The sequence below is a fragment of the Rhizobium sp. RAF36 genome (assembly GCF_052114105.1).
Classification (GTDB): Bacteria; Pseudomonadota; Alphaproteobacteria; order Rhizobiales; family Rhizobiaceae; genus Rhizobium.
Genome location: NZ_JBFREC010000003.1, coordinates 734093 through 751891, shown reverse-complemented (window position 1 = coordinate 751891; position 17799 = coordinate 734093). Strand labels below are relative to the sequence as shown.

The 17799-nt window shown below is 56.0% G+C and carries 16 protein-coding genes; 8 read left to right on the top strand and 8 right to left on the bottom strand.

Features of this window, described 5'->3' with window-relative positions:
* The first annotated feature begins 126 nt into the window (after positions 1–126).
* From AB4Z25_RS15150 to AB4Z25_RS15140, 3 genes are all read left to right on the top strand, one after another.
* Positions 127–321: a hypothetical protein gene (locus AB4Z25_RS15150; protein WP_148194378.1), complete on the top strand. Its 195-nt coding sequence runs from the start codon at positions 127–129 to the stop codon at positions 319–321.
* A gap of 21 nt (positions 322–342) precedes the next feature.
* Positions 343–825 (top strand): pyridoxamine 5'-phosphate oxidase family protein, encoded by a 483-nt coding sequence (locus AB4Z25_RS15145; protein WP_112390634.1) that lies wholly within the window; start codon positions 343–345, stop codon positions 823–825.
* A 580-nt stretch (positions 826–1405) separates the two neighbouring features.
* Positions 1406–2146, top strand: coding sequence for a porin family protein (locus AB4Z25_RS15140; RefSeq protein WP_112390633.1), 741 nt, complete (start codon positions 1406–1408; stop codon positions 2144–2146).
* A 753-nt stretch (positions 2147–2899) separates the two neighbouring features.
* On the opposite strand, the gene AB4Z25_RS15135 is transcribed toward AB4Z25_RS15140, so the two are convergent.
* A complete protein-coding gene (locus AB4Z25_RS15135; RefSeq protein WP_112390632.1) occupies positions 2900–3067 on the bottom strand; it encodes a Thivi_2564 family membrane protein in 168 nt (55 codons plus the stop codon).
* 901 nt (positions 3068–3968) lie between these two features.
* Between AB4Z25_RS15135 and AB4Z25_RS15130 the strand changes: the two genes are divergently transcribed.
* Positions 3969–4502 carry a DUF992 domain-containing protein gene (locus AB4Z25_RS15130; RefSeq protein ID WP_112390631.1) on the top strand — a complete coding sequence of 178 codons (534 nt, stop codon included), beginning with the start codon at positions 3969–3971 and terminating at the stop codon, positions 4500–4502.
* Positions 4503–5112: 610 nt separating this feature from the next.
* Here AB4Z25_RS15130 and AB4Z25_RS15125 read toward each other — a convergent pair.
* The 4 genes from AB4Z25_RS15125 to folE all read right to left on the bottom strand — a co-directional run bounded on the left by AB4Z25_RS15125 (position 5113) and on the right by folE (position 8591).
* Positions 5113–5658 (bottom strand): response regulator, encoded by a 546-nt coding sequence (locus AB4Z25_RS15125; RefSeq protein ID WP_112390630.1) that lies wholly within the window; start codon positions 5656–5658, stop codon positions 5113–5115.
* A 64-nt stretch (positions 5659–5722) separates the two neighbouring features.
* Complete coding sequence (locus AB4Z25_RS15120) at positions 5723–6415, bottom strand: SDR family NAD(P)-dependent oxidoreductase (RefSeq protein WP_112390629.1); 693 nt, start codon at positions 6413–6415, stop codon at positions 5723–5725.
* Between the two features lie 21 nt (positions 6416–6436).
* Positions 6437–7984, bottom strand: coding sequence for a cryptochrome/photolyase family protein (locus tag AB4Z25_RS15115; RefSeq protein WP_112444604.1), 1548 nt, complete (start codon positions 7982–7984; stop codon positions 6437–6439).
* A 4-nt stretch (positions 7985–7988) separates the two neighbouring features.
* Positions 7989–8591 carry a GTP cyclohydrolase I FolE gene (folE, locus tag AB4Z25_RS15110; RefSeq protein WP_112390627.1) on the bottom strand — a complete coding sequence of 201 codons (603 nt, stop codon included), beginning with the start codon at positions 8589–8591 and terminating at the stop codon, positions 7989–7991.
* A 236-nt stretch (positions 8592–8827) separates the two neighbouring features.
* Between folE and AB4Z25_RS15105 the strand changes: the two genes are divergently transcribed.
* The 3 genes from AB4Z25_RS15105 to AB4Z25_RS15095 all read left to right on the top strand — a co-directional run bounded on the left by AB4Z25_RS15105 (position 8828) and on the right by AB4Z25_RS15095 (position 10698).
* Entirely contained in the window at positions 8828–9349 is a 522-nt protein-coding gene (locus AB4Z25_RS15105) for a sigma-70 family RNA polymerase sigma factor (RefSeq protein WP_442208325.1), read from the top strand.
* On the top strand, positions 9322–10008 hold the full coding sequence (locus AB4Z25_RS15100) for a ChrR family anti-sigma-E factor (RefSeq protein ID WP_442208324.1): 687 nt from the start codon (positions 9322–9324) through the stop codon (positions 10006–10008). Before AB4Z25_RS15105 ends, AB4Z25_RS15100 begins: the two co-directional genes overlap by 28 nt.
* A 135-nt stretch (positions 10009–10143) precedes the next feature.
* Positions 10144–10698 carry a fasciclin domain-containing protein gene (locus AB4Z25_RS15095; RefSeq protein WP_112390625.1) on the top strand — a complete coding sequence of 185 codons (555 nt, stop codon included), beginning with the start codon at positions 10144–10146 and terminating at the stop codon, positions 10696–10698.
* 531 nt (positions 10699–11229) lie between these two features.
* Here the strand turns inward: AB4Z25_RS15095 and AB4Z25_RS15090 are convergent.
* Complete coding sequence (locus tag AB4Z25_RS15090; RefSeq protein WP_112539147.1) at positions 11230–14334, bottom strand: response regulator; 3105 nt, start codon at positions 14332–14334, stop codon at positions 11230–11232.
* A 162-nt stretch (positions 14335–14496) separates the two neighbouring features.
* Between AB4Z25_RS15090 and AB4Z25_RS15085 the strand changes: the two genes are divergently transcribed.
* A complete protein-coding gene (locus AB4Z25_RS15085) occupies positions 14497–15498 on the top strand; it encodes a sensor histidine kinase (protein ID WP_112390624.1) in 1002 nt (333 codons plus the stop codon).
* 17 nt (positions 15499–15515) lie between these two features.
* On the opposite strand, the gene AB4Z25_RS15080 is transcribed toward AB4Z25_RS15085, so the two are convergent.
* The gene (locus AB4Z25_RS15080) at positions 15516–16676 is read right to left on the bottom strand and encodes a GAF domain-containing protein (protein ID WP_162698780.1); all 1161 of its coding nucleotides are present in this window, start codon (positions 16674–16676) and stop codon (positions 15516–15518) included.
* 195 nt (positions 16677–16871) lie between these two features.
* The gene (locus AB4Z25_RS15075) at positions 16872–17774 is read right to left on the bottom strand and encodes a PhnA-like protein (RefSeq protein ID WP_112444606.1); all 903 of its coding nucleotides are present in this window, start codon (positions 17772–17774) and stop codon (positions 16872–16874) included.
* Positions 17775–17799: the final 25 nt, after the last annotated feature.

Here is a 17799-nt window from a genome sequence, read left to right as displayed (position 1 = left end):
CAGCCGACGACTACGAGTGTATCAACCTTCGCCCAAGGATAAATTGCGGGCCGGATTTCAGCCGCTTTTTGAGAGAACATGGTTCGCTACAGTTGAACCCGCAGGGATGTTCCATTGCGGATAAAGGTGGTCGAAGACCACGATATTCTCGGATCGGCTTTTTTGAAAAAGGCGCTTGAGAAGGTCGCCCTGGTGGCCTTGTCAGATAGCGATTACGACGCGCTTGTGTTCATTTCAATCGCTTGCCCGTCATCGTGCATCGATCGGATGAACGCAAAAGCGCACGGTGTGGAACTTCACCCGGTATCGGCCGTTTTCTAAGACCGTTTAGGAGAAACACGCATGGCGAATATCGAACACGACAACGAGAAGGTATGGGACCTCGCCGAAAAAATCGGCTTCTGCATGCTGACGACACAATCCGGCGCTGACTTAAAGGCGAGGCCGATGTCAGCCCATGGCGAGCGAGTTGAAAACGCCTTCTACTTCCTAACTGATGTCGAGAGCCACAAGGACGAGGAAGTCGAGCAGCACCCTGATGTCTGCTTGGCATTTGCTGACGCAAAGGGGCAGAAATATGTGTCTATCTCCGGGGTCGCCCGGGTGCTGAACGATCGCGACAAGATCCATGACCTGTGGTCGACGCCCGCGAAGGCATGGTGGGATAGTGCTGACGATCCGTCGATCCGCATCCTGAAGGTCACGCCTAGCTCGGCTGAGTACTGGGATAGTCCAGGGACTTTGATTAGCTATATCAAGATGGCGGCTGCAGCCATTAGCAATACCAGACCTGATCTGGGTGACCACAACAAAGTGGAGATGTAAGCGCATATGGCGGGCCAAAGCCCGCCATTTTTCTGCTCTACCAGAGCATCGAGGGTTACTCAGGCCCGGAACGTTCAAACCGACATCTGCAGTTGCAGAGCAGGCGGCGAAAGGGTTGAAGCTCCGCGAAAAATTCAAGCCAGTCGGAACAAATTGGCGTGGCGCGGTAGGCTATCATTGTGGGGCTGCAGTTGTTGCCCCTCCATAAGCTCTCAGATCGCAAGGGCCATCCTATTAGCTTGCACTACTGCTGCAACTGTGAGGAGGGCGCTGTCGCAGCCTCAGTAGCCAGCGGCCGACAGCAATGTCTCCCTCTGTCATCCTCAGCGTGGACATCGCTCCCCGACCGGGCCATCGAGATTCAGCCGGCGGGATCGTTTGGGTATCGTTGCAGTGGTCTTCCTGCACAAAAGTGCGGCAGAGAACGTCGCGTCCCGGCGTATTCAGCGTTGCCTTTTTGTCACGGCCACTTCCGAAGGACGAACACTTAACCTCGGTGATCTGGTCGGGGACCGCGTCTCACCTAGTTGTTGCGTCAGGAGCTATCGATTTTTTCGATGGCATGGAGCGCAGGTCTACCATGAAATTTTCAGCCGCACTTTTCGCCGTTATGGTTTCTTCAACGTCTTCGGTTTTCGCTGCGGATTTGGTTGCGCCCGCTGAGCAGGCCGTTTCGGTTCAGTCGACCTCTGGATTTTACATCGGTTCGCTGAGTTCCGTGAATTTTCTGGACGACACAAGTTTCGATTTCGCCGGCGGGACGGTCAGAACGGACTACGATGTTGGCTATTACAGCGCACTTCGTGCAGGCTATGACTTCGGATCTTATGGTTTTGTATCCCCCCGACTCGAGCTTGAACTAGGTTATGGCACTGCCAGCGTCGACGAACATAGCGTCGGCGGCGTCGGGTTGGGTGGCATCAACTCATACGGCGATGCAAGGACATTTCAGGGTTATGTCAACGGGTACATCGATGTTCCGCTCGCTACCGACGGGGCTTTGAGCGCTTTTACCCCATATGTCGGCGGCGGCGTCGGCTTCATAAACCTGGATCTGCGCAAGCAAGGCGTCGGGGGTGTCGGAACATTGATGGATGACAGCGACACGGCCTTTGCATATCACCTCGATGCCGGGGTTGGCATCAATTTGCAGGGACTTGGCTTGTTTTCGAACGTCTCGCTATTCGACAACACGACGCTCGATATCGGGTACAGGTTCACGGCTGCGGACAACTTCGACTTCACAGCTCGAGATGGAACGTCTTCCACTACCGATTTCCGGAGCGATGCTGTTACGTTCGGTTTCCGGAAGAGCTTCTAAGCCAGCCAAGCCACCCTGTACCGGAGAAAACTCCCGCTCACGCCACTGCACGAGTGTTTACATTTGGTGTGGGCGGCATCCACCACAGCTGCGAGATCGTTGATGAATGCGCGGGTCGATGGACGATCAAAGCGTGAAAGATATACGTCGTGTCGAGCAGATGCAGCTCACGATGACATCGCGGACCTTCGACTGACGGCTGGCCCGCTTTGCGTAAGTAGCGATGCAGTTTACACCGTGCAGAGGGCGTGCCAGGACCTGGTTCCAGCCGACACCACTAGTGAACTATGTGCTCGGGGAGAAATATAAACGAGGTTGAGGCGCTTTGTCTCAAGCTCCCCGCGTCCCGAAAACGGGCGCTTACCGTCTAGCCGTCAGCTGGACTGTTGTTGCGTTCCAACGCGATAGACGGCGAGGACAACGGACAACGCTGCTAGCGGGTGCGCGTAGAGCTCCGCGCCTCGGTCTTCCCAAGGAATTGAGGCAAATAGTTCTCTTGCTTCTCCGTATGCCTTTGCGATGCCGGCATGATGTTTTCCAAACATGACACCTAGAGTGAAGACGATTGTTTCCATGAGTTGCCTAGCTTCGTCAGCTTAATTGACGATGCAGTTCGTCCGAAGTGGATTTGAGAAATTAAAAGCCCGCCGACGCGAGATCGACGAGCTGATGCCTGATGGGCCAGCGGTATATGGCTACGAGACCGTTAGATAGAGATAACCATATGCATCATGTTGACAACGATTCCCGGCGCTACCAGACCGCGAGGTACTTCAGGAGCGATACGATGCCGATAATGATAACGATGATCTGAACGATTTGGCGCATTCGGCCGTCTATGCGCAAACGCTGGACCAGGTACAGTACGAGAATAATAACAAGAAACGTGATCCGAATTCCGATTAAAACAGATGCACCCATTTAACGGCGCCATTCATCGATGTCAGCTTCCAGGAATCCCCTTAGCAGCTTGGTTGATCGACGAACTGAGGGTGAGGGAGGACATCACTGGCACCATGTACAATCATGCACTTGGCATGCCTCACGATTGGCATTTCGCCTTAATAGCGATCGACGACTAGAACGTGTCATCTCACGCGTTGGGCGTCAAGCTGAGGCCCGATGGCGCGCCCGTATTGAGGAGTGTTTCGAAGAGAGAGCTCGGTGTCGCTCATGGTGCCTGAGTGACTTCGGTTTGTACAGCCTGCGAGTGCCACCACGATTAGCAAGAAGACCAAATTCAACTTCATGAGGATCATCCGAATAGGAGCACCCCAGCGTAAGGGAGAACGAGGGGGACAGTAGATGCACCACTTGATGGATGCGTTTGAAACTGAATAACCAACGTCAACGATCTTGGTTCCCACTGGATGTCGGAATTCGGTCAGGGAAACGGGCGCTCAATTTCAAAGCCTTGACTGCCTCATCTCACGGTCAACACTCAAGACGGCCATCATTGCCTGCGACGCCGGTCTAATCGAGTGCGAGGATGAGACGACGAAGCCAATGTGTAAGCTTACGTCAGCAGGGCTGGGGTACCGCCGCGCCCGCGGTCTCAGGTTCCAGGTTTGGGATGGAAGTAGCGTCGAAATGCAACCCACAAAGAAGCCATGGGGAAGGACCTTTTGCACCTGCACACTGCGGCCAAAGATGAGCTAGGAACGTGCGCTCAACTCGGAAGCTGAACGCCAAGGCTGCGAGAGATCACAGCTGTCTCACCTGGCTCATCCTGAATATATCTTTGGGTGCGCGCCAAAACATTGAACTATTGCGCATTCGGCGCGTTACGGCGCTGATAGATCAAAATCCACAGGAGCTTTAGATGAAACGTACTCTCGCAACGTTCGCCGCATTTACATTGGCTTTCGCAGGATCCGCGGGAGCGGTCACCAAGCATCATGCGCCGCAACACTCAAAGCAGCTTGTCGCGCAGGAGCCCAAAGAGCGGTTGGGGACACTCTCCTGCGAAGTCGCCGGCGCGGTCGGCCTCGTCATCGGATCAAGCCGTACGCTTGAGTGCTCGTTCAAGCAACGTACCGGAAAGGTCGAGCGCTACACTGGATCGATCGGCAGGCTCGGGATCGATGTTGGTATCACCGGCAAGCGCTACATGAGTTGGCTGGTTGTTAATACGGCCCCGACCCGCATCGGCGATGGTGCCCTTGCCGGAACTTACGTCGGCGCCTCTGCCAGCGCGTCTGTAGGATTGGGTCTTGGCGCAAATGCGCTCGTCGGTGGCAATGCCAAAAACTTTGCGCTTCAGCCGCTGAGCGCCGAAGCTGGCACCGGACTGAACGTCGCCGCCGGAATTTCGCAGTTGAAGCTGCGCAAGGCTACGAGAAACACCCGAGGCTGACATAACCTTACTGACCCGAAAGGCGCTTTCAAATGATCATGCACTTCGACGCATTCGACAGTCGGCATTCCGGTTCCCACGGTGCTGGTCTTTCGAGCCTCAGTACCAAAGCGTCTGTAGAGGCTGCGATCTCGCCGGATCGGCGAATTTCCGGCGCGCGGATCACAGCGTCTATTCTCGGACCTTATGTCGTCCTCGAAGGATGCGTGTCGACTCGCGCCGACGAGGGCGTCGCGCTGGAGCTCGCCCGCTCAATCGCATCCGGTTGCCAGGTCATATCCAGAATGATGCTCCGCCCGGCATCGTGAAGCTGCTTGATCCCGGCTCATGACATGCCGGAATAATCGAAAAATGTCGCGTTTGTGTGTACGCTTGACGGACACCATAACTGATAACTCGAAAATTGCGCCGTGGATACGTTGAGACATATAGTCTGAACATCAGACGCCGGCCGCTCCGAGAAGAGATGCGGCCGGCTATGCCTTGACATAAAGCTCCACGTCGTTTCAGTGCGAGCCCGCCGCTAGCGGCTCGCAGGCCATCGTTCTGCGATTAATCTGGCGCTCGGATCAGCCTCATCTCACAGCAATCCCATTATCTCAACTGCGCTTCATGTTTTCGGCTTTCCCCGAATAAGGAGACGCTGCAGAGTGCGCCGATGCATATTGAGCTGCCGTGCTGTTTTCGAGACGTTCTTCCCCGTCGATTCATATACGCTCACGATGTGGTGCCAGCGCATCATATCCGGAGAAGAGAATGTCGCATCTCCTTCATCGCGTTTGCGTTCAAGAAGGCCTAGTACCTCGAGTATTTCATCAGTGTCCGCTGGTTTGCTCAGAAACTCAGTTGCGCCGAGTTTCACGGCGCTCACCGCGACCGGAACACTGCCGTACCCGGTAAGCACTAGGATCTTTGACTGCGGGAATTTACGCTGCATGGCCTTGACGAGTTCAAGACCACTGTCGTCGGCGATGCGCAAGTCGGTTATCAGCACGTCAAATCTTCCGGTTGCTAGTGCGGCGTACGCAGTCTTTAAGGTGGTTGCAGTTTCTGTTTGGAAACCTCGTGTTGACAATGCGAGTGCAAGCCTTCGCGCAAAGATTTCGTCATCGTCGACGATGAGAAAGTGAGCTGACGTGTCGGGCTTAAAGTCCATGGAAGACCTCGCTGATTTTGGTCGATGCGTAGCACGCCTGCACCCTTCCCCATGCCGATTGCTGCTACCAGACGATCTCGCTGCCGTCGTAGGCGATGAATGATCCACTCTGTTCGGCTGAAAGGTTATCTACGGTCCTGAGGATAAGGCGCGATACTTGCCATGGCTCAAACGGCTGGTGTCCGTTACGGAAGGGAGCTGAAAGCGCTGTAGCCACTGTGCCCGGGTGAACCGCGACGATCACACACTTCGGATGTGTCCTAGCAAGCTCGATCGACGTGGTCTTCACGATCTGATTCAACGCTGCTTTAGAACTGCGGTAGGAGATCCATCCGCCCAGGCGGTTGTCGCCTATCGATCCGACCCTTGCAGATAGAATGACGAAGAGCGAGCGGTCTTTCCTATCAAGCAGTGGAACGAAGTGCTTGAGTATCAGCGCGGGTCCGACCGCGTTGGTCGAGAACTGTTTCAGCATGGCGTCGCGATCGATTTGCCTGATGGTTTTTTCCGGTCCCCGAGTGTCGATTGTCAATGCCCCAGTAGCGCACACGATCATGTTAAAGGACTTGCCTGTCAGTCTTGTCGCGTGCGCATGCAGCGTCCATTCCTTTTCCAGCTCCAGTCCGTCAACCGATCGAGATAGGCCAACCACCTCGCCAGCTCTCGTATCATGTCTCAGAGCCTCAACCAGACTTTCGCCAATGCCGCCCGATGCACCGATGACGAGGCCTCGATATCCAGCAGGAAGGGATTTCATAGATGTCACGACCATCCTCCCTCAGTAACCTTGGAGAGCCGCTAAAAACCGGGCGGCGGTTTCCACGATGTCGCGGCGCACGGCGCCGTCCATCCGGTCCCAGGTCGCATACTGTCTCGCGAGACGCCTATTGCCCGCCAGCAATCTACGGTTGCGCGAGAGAAAGTCCCAGTAGAGGTGATTGAACGGACAGGCGGCAGGCCCCGTCCGCTCTTTGACATTGAAGCCGCAGCCGTCGCAGTAGTCCGACATTCTTGAAATGTAATTTCCGGAGGCGGCGTACGGCTTCGTGCCTACAATGCCGCCGTCGGCAAACTGGCTCATTCCTATGACGTTGGGCATCTCGACCCATTCATAGGCGTCTGCATAGACCTCGAGATACCATTGATGCACCTGCTTCGGATCGATACCGGCGATCAGCGCGAAGTTGCCAGTGACCATCAGACGCTGGATGTGATGCGCGTAAGCGTTCGACCTGGTTTCCCCGACGACCGTCGCGACGCAATTCATATCTGTCATCCCCGTCCAGTAGAAGTCGGGAAGCGGTCGTGTATTGCCAAAGAAGTTGGCATCGCCGTATCCGGGCATCTTCAACCAATAGATTCCGCGCATATATTCGCGCCAACCTATGATCTGTCTGATGAAACCCTCCACCGCGTTCAGCGGCGCGTTGCCCTCAAAGTATGCCCTTTCTGCCCGTCGGCAAACGTCAAGCGGGTCGACCAGCCCCACATTGATGTAGAAGGACAGGAGCGAGTGATTGAGAACCGGATCTCCTGACAGCATAGCGTCCTGGGTCGCACCAAATTTTGAAAGGTGGACGTCTACGAAATCGTCCGCAATGCGTGACGCGTCTTCAGAGCTAACCGCAAAGCGGAAGTCGCGCAGTTCGCCAAAATTATCGGGAAAGAGCTTGCCGACGAGCTCGATGACCTCGCAAGTTATTGCGTCATTTTCAATCGCACGGCGTTCTGCGCGAAACATGTCCGGGCGCGCGGGCTTTCTGTTTTCTGCATCGAAGTTCCAGCGTCCTCCGACAGGCTGGTCCCCATTCATCAATAGTCCAGTCTTGCGCCGCATCTCGCGGTAGAAGAACTCCATGACGAGGTCCTCGCGCCCTGCAGCCCAGTCGGCGAATTCCGATCGACTGCATATAAACCTGCTATCATCGATCACCTCGATTGGCGCTTCGACAGAGGATTGCGATCGGCTGACCATTTCCAGCACGCGCCATTCGCCAGGCTCGGTCAGTCGAACTCTTGTCGGAGAGAGGTCTGCTATCGCCCGTCGGAGCTCGCCGTCAAATGACCCCGTGTTGCGCGGATCGTCGATCGTGACGTATCGAACGCGGAAACCCTTGTTTTGCAGTTCCTGAGCGAAGTGCCGCATTGCACTGAAAATGAATGCTATCTTCTTCTTGTGATGGCGTACGTATGTTGCCTCGTCCATCACCTCGCACATGAGGATCACATCAGTGTCCGGATCAAACACTTCCAGGCTGGAGATCGAGTGAGACAGCTGGTCGCCGAGAATGAAGACCATCGTGTCGACAGAGGGAGCTTCTCCCATGGCGCTAGCCCCTCAGGTCACTGAAAAAGCGCGCCTGGAGTGATGTGTCCGTTCGCAAAACTCCCCTGAACGTTGTTGTAAGAGTCTTCGATCCGCTTTTTGCGATGCCGCGCATCGACATGCACATGTGCTCAGCCTCGACAAAGACGGCGACACCCTGCGGCTGCAGCCGCTCTTGCGGCGCGTCCGCGATCTGACTGGTCATGCGTTCCTGGATCTGCAGGCGCCGGGCATACAGCTCGACAAGGCGGGCAATTTTGGAAAGACCGACGACACAGTTGCTTGGCACATATGCCACATGCGCGACGCCGCGGAATGGCAGCATGTGATGCTCGCAAAGCGAGTAGAACGGAATATCACGCATGAGCACGGCATCGCTGTAACCACCGACCTCTTCGAATGTCGTACTGGGGAAACTGCCTGGCTGTTCCCGGTACCCGGCGAAGAGTTCCCGGTACGCTCGTGCAACACGCGCAGGGGTGTCGTGAAGGCCTTCCCTTTTGTGGTCGTCGCCTGCCCATGCGAGAAGGATTCGGACCGCATTTTGAGCGTCGTCCACAATCTGAAGATGTGCGTCCTGCCCGGGTGCCATCTCGATCTGATCCATTTTCATATCTCCTTACGCCCGCTGCTACGCGAAGAACTGCCAGTTGGATCGACCGGAGAGTCCGAGATTTTATTGATCCAATGGAGATTGGCGCCGTAACAACCGCAAAAAACGTCCAGAGAGTGGCGACCATGCTTGCAGTAGCGGTTAGGAAGCAATTGCCTCGCGTGCATGCGGGGAATCAGATGATGGAAAAGGCGAGGCCTAAAACAGTTCAGATTAGGATGACAAGACTAATGGCCGCCGTCGCAGAGTTGCGCGACGCGGACGCCTTCGAGGAAATCTACGCTTACATTTTCCCGCGGCTCAGATCGCACATGAGGAAAATGACGAGAGATCCAACGATGGCTGACGAACTGTCGCAGGAGGTGATGCTGTTGGTCTGGCGTAAGGCCTACCAGTACGATCCCAATCGGGCGCAGGTCTCAACATGGATTTTCAGGATTGCTCGAAATCTTTACATCGACTCACTGCGCCGACGCATGCCAGAGTTTGACGAAAATGATCCGGCATTTGTTCGGGAAGCGGACCTCCCTGCAGATCGTCTGCTGGTCAATGCGCAGGACGCAGCGGCACTGACACGCGCTCTTGGTGAGTTGAAGGAAGAGCATCTCGAAGTCTTGCGTCTGTCATATTTCGAGGAAATGCCACATTCGGCGATAGCCTCTGCACTAGGGATCCCGTTGGGGACAGTTAAGTCAAGAATTCGAATGGCCTGTGAGAAATTAAGATGGGTATTGCAGCATACAACCCGATGATCCGACATCATATCGACGATGAGATGCTGATGCGATATGCAGCTGGCAAGCTTAGCGAAGGGTGGAGCGTCGCCGTCGCGACCCATCTCGCTTTGTGCCCTTCATGCCGTAACAGTCTGGGCGTCTATGAAGCGATAGGCGGCCATTTTCTGGAAAGCGAGAAGCCGGACAGCGATGTCGAGGTGGCGCCGAGTTGGGACCAGCTGAAAGCGCGGATTGATGCCGGAGAAAGCGATAAGGTCATCCCGTTCAGGCAGTCTGCTGGTGCTGGAGATACCCTGTTACCGGAACCACTCAGATCCTATGTCGATCACGCGGGTGGACTAGTGTGGCGTCGGCTTGGAGCTGGTGGTGCAGCCCAGATGATCGTTGCTACGGGAGACGAGACGACGACCATGCGGCTGTTGCGAATTCCGAAGGGACAACCTGTGCCAGAGCACACACACACGGGTGTGGAGCTTACGCTAGTGCTTGCTGGTTCGTTCTCCGACGAGATTTCCACATTCCGCCGTGGAGACGTCGAGATGGCGGACACGGAAATTCTTCACACACCCCGCGCCGGGGATGATGAGAATTGTATTTGTCTCGCTGTCACAGATGCGCCGCTGAGATTTTCCAGCAAGCTTATGCGGTTTCTCCAGCCTTTGTTGAAAATCTGACGGCGCGGAACAGTTACGGGCGGCCATCACGCAACGGTTTTTATTCCGCTTGTGTGGCAACTATTTTCGATCCAGCCGGATTCCGCCTCGTAAACGTTGATGCCTGTAACGGCATCATTATCAGAGGAGAAACCCATGGAGAGCACGACCAAAGCACTGTTCGTCGGCGCGTCACTGATCCTTGCCGCTGGCGTAGCACAGGCTAAGAACCCCGAGGTCGGCGGGGCGGCCATGTACGAAAACAAGAACATCGTTGAAAACGCGGCTAACTCCAAGGACCATACGACCTTGGTGGCTGCTGTCAAAGCGGCTGGGCTGGTAAAGACGTTGGAAGGCAAGGGGCCGTTCACGGTTTTCGCTCCCACCAATGAAGCGTTTGACGCACTTCCGAAAGGTACAGTTGACACTCTGCTGAAGCCCGAAAACAAGGACAAGCTTGCGAAGATCTTGACCTGTCACGTCGTCGCCGCCGACGTTATGTCGAAGGCGCTGTCTGAAATGATCAAGAAGGACGGCGGCGAGCACGATATCAAGACAGTAGGAGGATGCGTTCTTAAGGCAAAGGCTTCAATGGGCAAGATCACGCTCACAGACGAGTCGGGAGGCGTTGCTGACGTCACGATTGCTGACGTAAAGCAGTCGAACGGTGTCATCCACGTCGTGGACAAGGTACTGCTCCCCAAAAGCTGAGCAGAGCGCGAGGGCGCATTGGAAGGCGCCCTCGCAACCTTTTATCGCTGTGACTGAGCGAGATTCCGGTCCGCCCTTTGCTGGGAGGCTTTAGACGCTACAGCCTTGGCGTGTTTCAAGGACGATCGCGCTGATCGACGCAGGTTTCAACGTGATCAAGGCTGGATATGTACTGGAGGCGGTTCGTACCCTCGGTGTGACGCCGTACATCAGGGAAGTGTTCACGGATGCCGATATGCCGGGCTCTGAAGACAGCCTTGATCTTGCCAGACATATGCGAGCGGGTGGCCACCGGTCGCAATCCTAGTCACGTCAGGCGATCGGCGAGTTTCGCAAAGTGACTTGCCAACTGATGGCCGATTTCTCATGAAACCTTACAGCTCAGCGGAAGCTCTAGCCAATCTGACTGAAGTAAGAAATGATGGCACCATACCGTCGCACGGACACCGCCTTCGTGTCGGGCCGACTACGCGATTTTGATTTGATCCTACATAGGTGCAAACTCGTATGCCACCAAGCAGTATAAGGTTGTCATTTCCGAGAGCGCGCCTGGGCGAGAATAGCCTTCAGTTGCTCCAGTGCGAACGGTTTGGGCAGCTGAAGCGCGTCCTCCAAGCCCGAAATGGACTTCGCATTGCTATCGCCGCTGGCAAAAACGATCTGCACTTCCGGCCGACGCTCCCGTATCGTTCGGGCCAAGTCGGTACCCGACATACCCGGCAATCCGACATCGGTAAATAGGACATCGATCGTTTCTGTTTCAAATATCGAAAGCGCAACTTCCGCCGAACTTGCCTCAAGGACCGTGTAGCCCAGTTCTTCGACCATATCGACCGTCGACATCAGGATGAGCGGCTCATCCTCAACCACGAGGACCGTCCCGGTTTCGCTAGCTATCGGTTCGCTAGCCTGATCTTGACGGTTAAGACGCTCCAACGCGATCCGGTGTTGCTGTGCATTGGCGAGGACATGCCGCACTTTGCGCGCCAGTGCCTCGCGCGTGTACGGCTTGGACAGGAGCTCGACTCCGGCGTCCAGCCTGCCGCCGTGGACGATCGAATTCTCTGTATAGCCCGAGGTGTAGAGGACTGCCATACCCGGAAGAAGCGCCTTTGCCTTTCGGGCGAGCTCTACGCTGCGCATGGGTCCTGGCATCACTACATCGGTAAACAAAAGGTCGATTTTCATGCCGCTGTTCACAATAGCGAACGCCGACTGTGCGTCATGGGCCTTGAGGACGCGGTACCCCAGGTCGCTAAGCAGCGCCACCGAAGTATCACGAACACCGTCGTCATCTTCGACGACAAGAACGGTCTCCGTGCCTCCGGTAGGCGGGATTGCGCTCGCATCTGTCAGCGTGTCCTCGACTTGCATCGTGCGTGGCATATAGAGCTTCATAGTGGTCCCATGGCCCACTTCGCTGTAGATTTTCAAATGCCCCCCGGACTGCTTCAAAAAGCCATAGACCATTGAAAGTCCCAGACCGGTCCCCTTGCCGTCCGACTTCGTGCTGAAAAATGGTTCGAGCACATGATCTATTATCTCGGGCGAAATGCCGGATCCGGTATCGGTTACCGCAACCAGGACGTACTGTCCTGGCCGCACGTCATCGTGTGCGCGCGCGTAGTCCTCATCGAGGACGGAGTTTGCCGTCTCGATCGTCAAACGCCCTCGGCCACCCATTGCGTCTCGTGCGTTGATCGCCAGGTTTAGTATTGCATTCTCCAGCTGGCTGGGATCGATCAGACTGTTCCAAAGGCCGCCTGAGACAATTGTTTCGAGTTCGATTTCTTCACCCAGCGCCCTCCGCAGCATGTCGTCCATGTTCTGAACCAATCTGCGAACATTGATAACCTTCGGCTCCAGCGGCTGTCGCCGGCCAAATGCGAGAAGCTGCGACGCAAGTTTTGCGCCTCGCTCGACACCGGCCAGCGCATTTTCGAGCCGCTGTAAAGCACGAGGATTGCCGTCTACATCCTTCGACAGCAGCTGGAGATTGCCACTCACGACTTGGAGAAGATTGTTGAAATCATGTGCGACGCCGCCTGTGAGATTGCCCAGCGCCTCCATTTTCTGTGCCTGTCTCAACGCGACCTGTGCATTCTCGCGTTCGACCGTTTCTTTTTCGAGATCGAGAAGAGCGGTCCTCAGCTCCTGGGTGCGCTGCTCAACCCTTTGCTCAAGGGTGTTATTGAGGCTGTGGAGCTGCTCCTCGGCGCGTTTCTGGTGCGTGACATCGAAGCCATCGACAAAAATTCCGGTGACCAGCCCGTCGTGATCGAATATTGGCTGGTAGATCAGGTTCATGAACCGCTGGTCCGGTTTCTCGCCCTCACGCTGTAGCAAGACCGGGAGATAACGGCCGATGTACGGCCTCCCTGTCTTGTAAACACCGTCTAGTAATTCGAAAAAGCCTTGACCGGCAACTTCCGGCAAGGCGTCTCTCACCTTTAAGCCCACGAGCGGTCTGTGTCCTACGAGTTGTAGGTAGGCATCGTTGGCGAGCTCGAATACGTGATCAGGGCCGCTCAAAATACACATGAAGCTCGGGGCTTGCTGAAACAAACCGCGCATGCGATCCCGTTCAGTGGTGCGAAGTTCGACTTCCGAGGCAAGCTGGCGGTTCAGCTGTTCAAGGGCAGCGGCCGCCCTTTCCCGCATTTCTGCCGCTTCGGCCAAAGCCGCCGCCCGCCGCCGCTCTGTTTCGAAAGCTTCCGCACTCGCCAAGCGAGACGTTATCTGGCCGGCGATCAATTTCAAGAAGTCGAGATATTCGTCGGTTGCAATTCGATGCGGATTAAGTCCGCTGATCAGGATCCCCTTTGGACCGTTGTTGCCCTGTCCGATCAGCGGCAGGACCATGGCCTGAGACGGCGGCTTGTGCCATGGTCCAGAGGGGACATTGCTGATCGCCGAAAGGTCCACCATCTCGGCGACCTGTTTCGTCCAGGCTTGCTCAGGGTTCCAGATGTCACTGCCGCGATTTATACACGCGGGCAAAAGACCGTCGCCGTCGGTCGTGCCACAAACCCATTGCCGTATCGCATTTCCATCTGCGTCGAAAATATAAAGCGCGCTGAAAGGGAGGTCACGCAGGTTCTCCGATAGGGTGCAATGCGAGGCCGTGAAGACCTCATCTTGCGTGTTCGCAGCCGCAAGCCCGGAAGCGAGTGCACGCATTGTCGACATACGACGTTCGCTGATAACCCTCTCGGTCTCTTCCGTAACAGCGCAAAAGACGCCCTCCACCTTGCCGCTATCGCCAATGAGCGGACTGTAGGAGAATGTGTGGTAGGTCTCCTCGGTGTAGCCGTTGCGCTCCAGCAGGAGAGGAAGCGCCTTGTCCCATGTTGACTGGCCGTCCTTGTAAACTGTGTCGAGGCGTCCTTCGATATCGTTCCAGATTTCCGACCAGAGGATCTTTGTCGGGACGGCGAGTGCATTCGGATGCTTGTTCCCAAGTGTCGGCCGGTAGGCATCGTTGTAGAAGAATGCGATGTCTGGCCCCCATCCGAGCCACATTTCAAACTTGGATGTCAGCAGGAGCCGTATGGCGACCTTGAGCGCTTCCGGCCATTTGTCCGGCAGGCCGAGTGAGCTGCTCGCCCAGTCGTGACGACGCATCATCTGGGCCATCTCGCCGTTGCCAACGAAAATATCGTGCAATTGATTGGAGGCTTGTACGTTCATAGCATTTCCATCGCAGGGTCGCAGACGCCACTTAGGCTATTGATAACACTTGTCCAGCCCGCTAGTTCTGGATCGGGGCGAGTTTTTGCATCTGGTGGAAAATTTACGATGAGCCAAGCGAAATCACAGCCAGATTGGAGCGCCGACGAGCTTAGGCGCGCTGTCAAGTCTGCCGGCGTGGCGCTGTGGACCTGGATTGTCGATGACGACGCATTCTTCATGGACGCGAAGGCATACGAGCTGTGGGATATCCCTGTCGAGGAAGACCTGACCTTCGAGCATCTATCCGCTAAGGTGCATCCTGCGGATCGGGACCGGGTAAGGGCGGCGTTCGTCGCGACCCGAGCCATTGATGGTGCCTTCGAGATCGATTTCCGTATCCTGACCGGTGGATCGGATGTCAGGTGGATTTCCGCGCGAGGCCAGGGCAATGAAGGGGATGCAGCGACCAACAAGATGACCGGAATTTTCCTCGACGTGACAGGCCGCAAACAGGCGGAGGAAGGTCACGAACTGCTCGCTGGAGAGATGAGCCATCGCGTCAAAAACCTGTTGGCGCTGGCGGCAGGTCTTACAAACATCACGTCCCGCTCGACGGAAACGAAGGAGGAAATGGTTCTGCAGTTGATGCAGCGCCTGACGGCACTCGGCCGGGCCCATGAACTCGTGCGCCCGCTAGCGGACGGGCAGGGGAGCGCCGCCTTGCTGGGCGATCTGTTCACTGTGCTGCTCGCGCCTTATGACGACGTAGGTGCCTTTGCCGGTCGCATCCGCGTGGCGGTGCCGCGTATGGGGTTGGGGGAAAGGGCGGCGACAAGCCTCGCCCTCGTCATCCATGAACTGGCGACAAATTCGCTGAAGTACGGCGCATTGTCGAATGACACGGGGTTGCTCGATATCTCCGGGACGCTGAGTGAGGAAGATCTCGAGATCGTCTGGAGCGAGCATCGGGAGAGTGGGGTCAACACTGGTTCGACCACAGAAGGATATGGCAGCAAGCTTTTACAGCGCACCATCTCTGGACAGCTGGGCGGTGCGATCGACTACGAATGGGTTGAACACGGTTTGGTGGTGACGTTGCGCCTCAAGGCAAGCCGACTTGCCGGGTGAGTTCGCCTGCCCAGAAACTACCTGCCGATGGCCGATAGCGGAATTTCGAGGGCGACCAACAAACCATCGCTCGCGAAATCTCGCGTGATCGTTCCCATGAGCTGCGCTTCCACGGTCCGGGCCACCATTCTGGTCCCGAAACCTTTCCTCGACGGGTTTTGCGTGATCGGCGGCCCGCCGATTTCCCGCCAAGTGATCTTTAACGTGTCACCTAAGCTGTTACATTCCAAATGGATGTAGCCATCGCCAGTCGATAGTGCGCCATACTTGGCTGCATTAGTTGCAAGTTCGTGGATTACCAATGCGAGGGCAGCCGCGGTCTTCTCGCCGACGGTGATGCTCTGGCAAGAGACGATAGCCTGCTTTTCATCTCGTTTGAAAGGCGCTAGCAAGGCTTCCATCAAGCCCGCGAGACCGCATGCAACACCGGTCCCATCAGGCCTCGAATCGATGATGAAATCGTTGGCTCTGCTCAGCGCCTGTATCCGTCCAGTGACGCTGCGCACAAATCCATCTAGATTGCTCTCGGTCCTCGACGAGACGAGGAGCAGGCTGGATATGACCGAGAAGATATTCTTGATACGATGCGCCAACTCGCCCTGGATCAGAAGACGCTGCTCATCGAACTGCGCCAGTCTTGCGACGCGTTCTCGCAGGGAAATTTGCTCTTCCACCAGTTTGGCAAAATCAGCGAGTATCTCTTGCTCACGAGCCGTCCATTTGTGCGGCTCGGCATCAATGGCGCAAAGCGAACCCAGGACATGACCATCTTGGTCCAGAAGCGGGATGCCAAGGTACGCGCGCACGTTCAGATCCGGAATAGCAAGATTGTCGCAAACAAGAGGGTCGAGTGTTGAATCTTCGATAACGAGGGGAGCAGCTCTTGCAACGACATGCTGGCAAAACGAATGTGTCAGAGGTGTTTCTCGATCGGTCTTCCAGGGTTCAGGAAGACCAAACGAACTCTTGAAGAACTGCCTCTTTGTGTCGACCAATGAAACGAGCGCCACCGGGACCGACAAGGTCGCAGCAACGAGCCGTGTCAAGCGATCGAAGCGTTCCTCTGGCCCACTGTCCATCAATTCGGTCTGATAGAGCGCGTTAAGTCGGTCTGGTCCGATGTCCAACGAGGTTGGGACGGTATCGTGGTTTGACAGGGTGTCGTGAGTTCGGGTCAAGTCGCATCCTTGCATCGTCGAAACCGATGGTCACCGTATTGAAGACAGGTTCTTCAGTTCCTGTAGCCAACTAGACACCCCTCACGTCGGAAGCAAGTCAAAAGGCTGGAAACGAAGTCGGACAGCTTGGTAAAATGCTGAATGGCGCCGATCGATTTCAAGCTGGCGCCATTCTCATAGCTTACTGATCTGAGTTTACCGGTGCTCGATTGCCGCACACAAAGTTGTTTTCTGAGTTCCTGCGGACCCGCCGATCCAGGCGGCCGCTGCGCCGAGCAGTAACGCAATGAATGCCAGTATCGCGCCGGCGGATACGACCGTGGCTGTCTTCTGCGCCGCTTCGCTCGCCTTCTGCTTTGCCGTGTCCACCGACTGCTTGTACTGCGCCTCATACTGCGCAATCTCGGTCTTTGCCTGATCGACAGGAATGCTCTGCGCCCGCGCTAGAGCCTCGGCAGCCCTATTACGCGCGTTGTCGGCTTTGGCATGGTCGCCTGAAACAACAGCCTGAACGGCGCTCACTGCCGCATCGCGCAGAGCCTGAGGATCGTTGCCGCCCGTTGTGGATCGGATCTGCTGCTCAATGTCCGCGAACGGGTTGCTTGCATTTGCAACAACCGGGGTAGCAGCGGTCACGGCCGTCGTCGCAGTCTGTCCGACGCCGCCGATCAACGACCCAATCCCACTGAATGCGCCGCCGATAACAGCACCAACCGACGTGGTAAGAAGGTATAGTACAACAATTGTCGTGGCCGCCCACGTCGTCAGACCATGATACCCACCTGTAGATCTACTCGGGCGGCCGGAGAGCCGGCTAGACACATATCCACCCACAAAGGATGCGAAGATTCCGGCTGCGACGAACCAGATTGCACTGACAATCGAAAATGTGCTCGCAGCCGGATTGTCAGAGGTTGTGGGGTCTATCACGGCGGCGCCGATCCCGACGCCCAGAAGGTTGAGAAGAAACTGCATCGCGAGTGCAAGAGCGATGCCGGCAAAAATAGCGCCCCACGAAATCTTGTTGAAATAGGCGCCATCAGCAGCGTCGGCATAAGGAATGACTTCGCGGTGGGACACACCAACGGGTTCGATCATCACGATTTTCCTGTGCGGGAAGTGG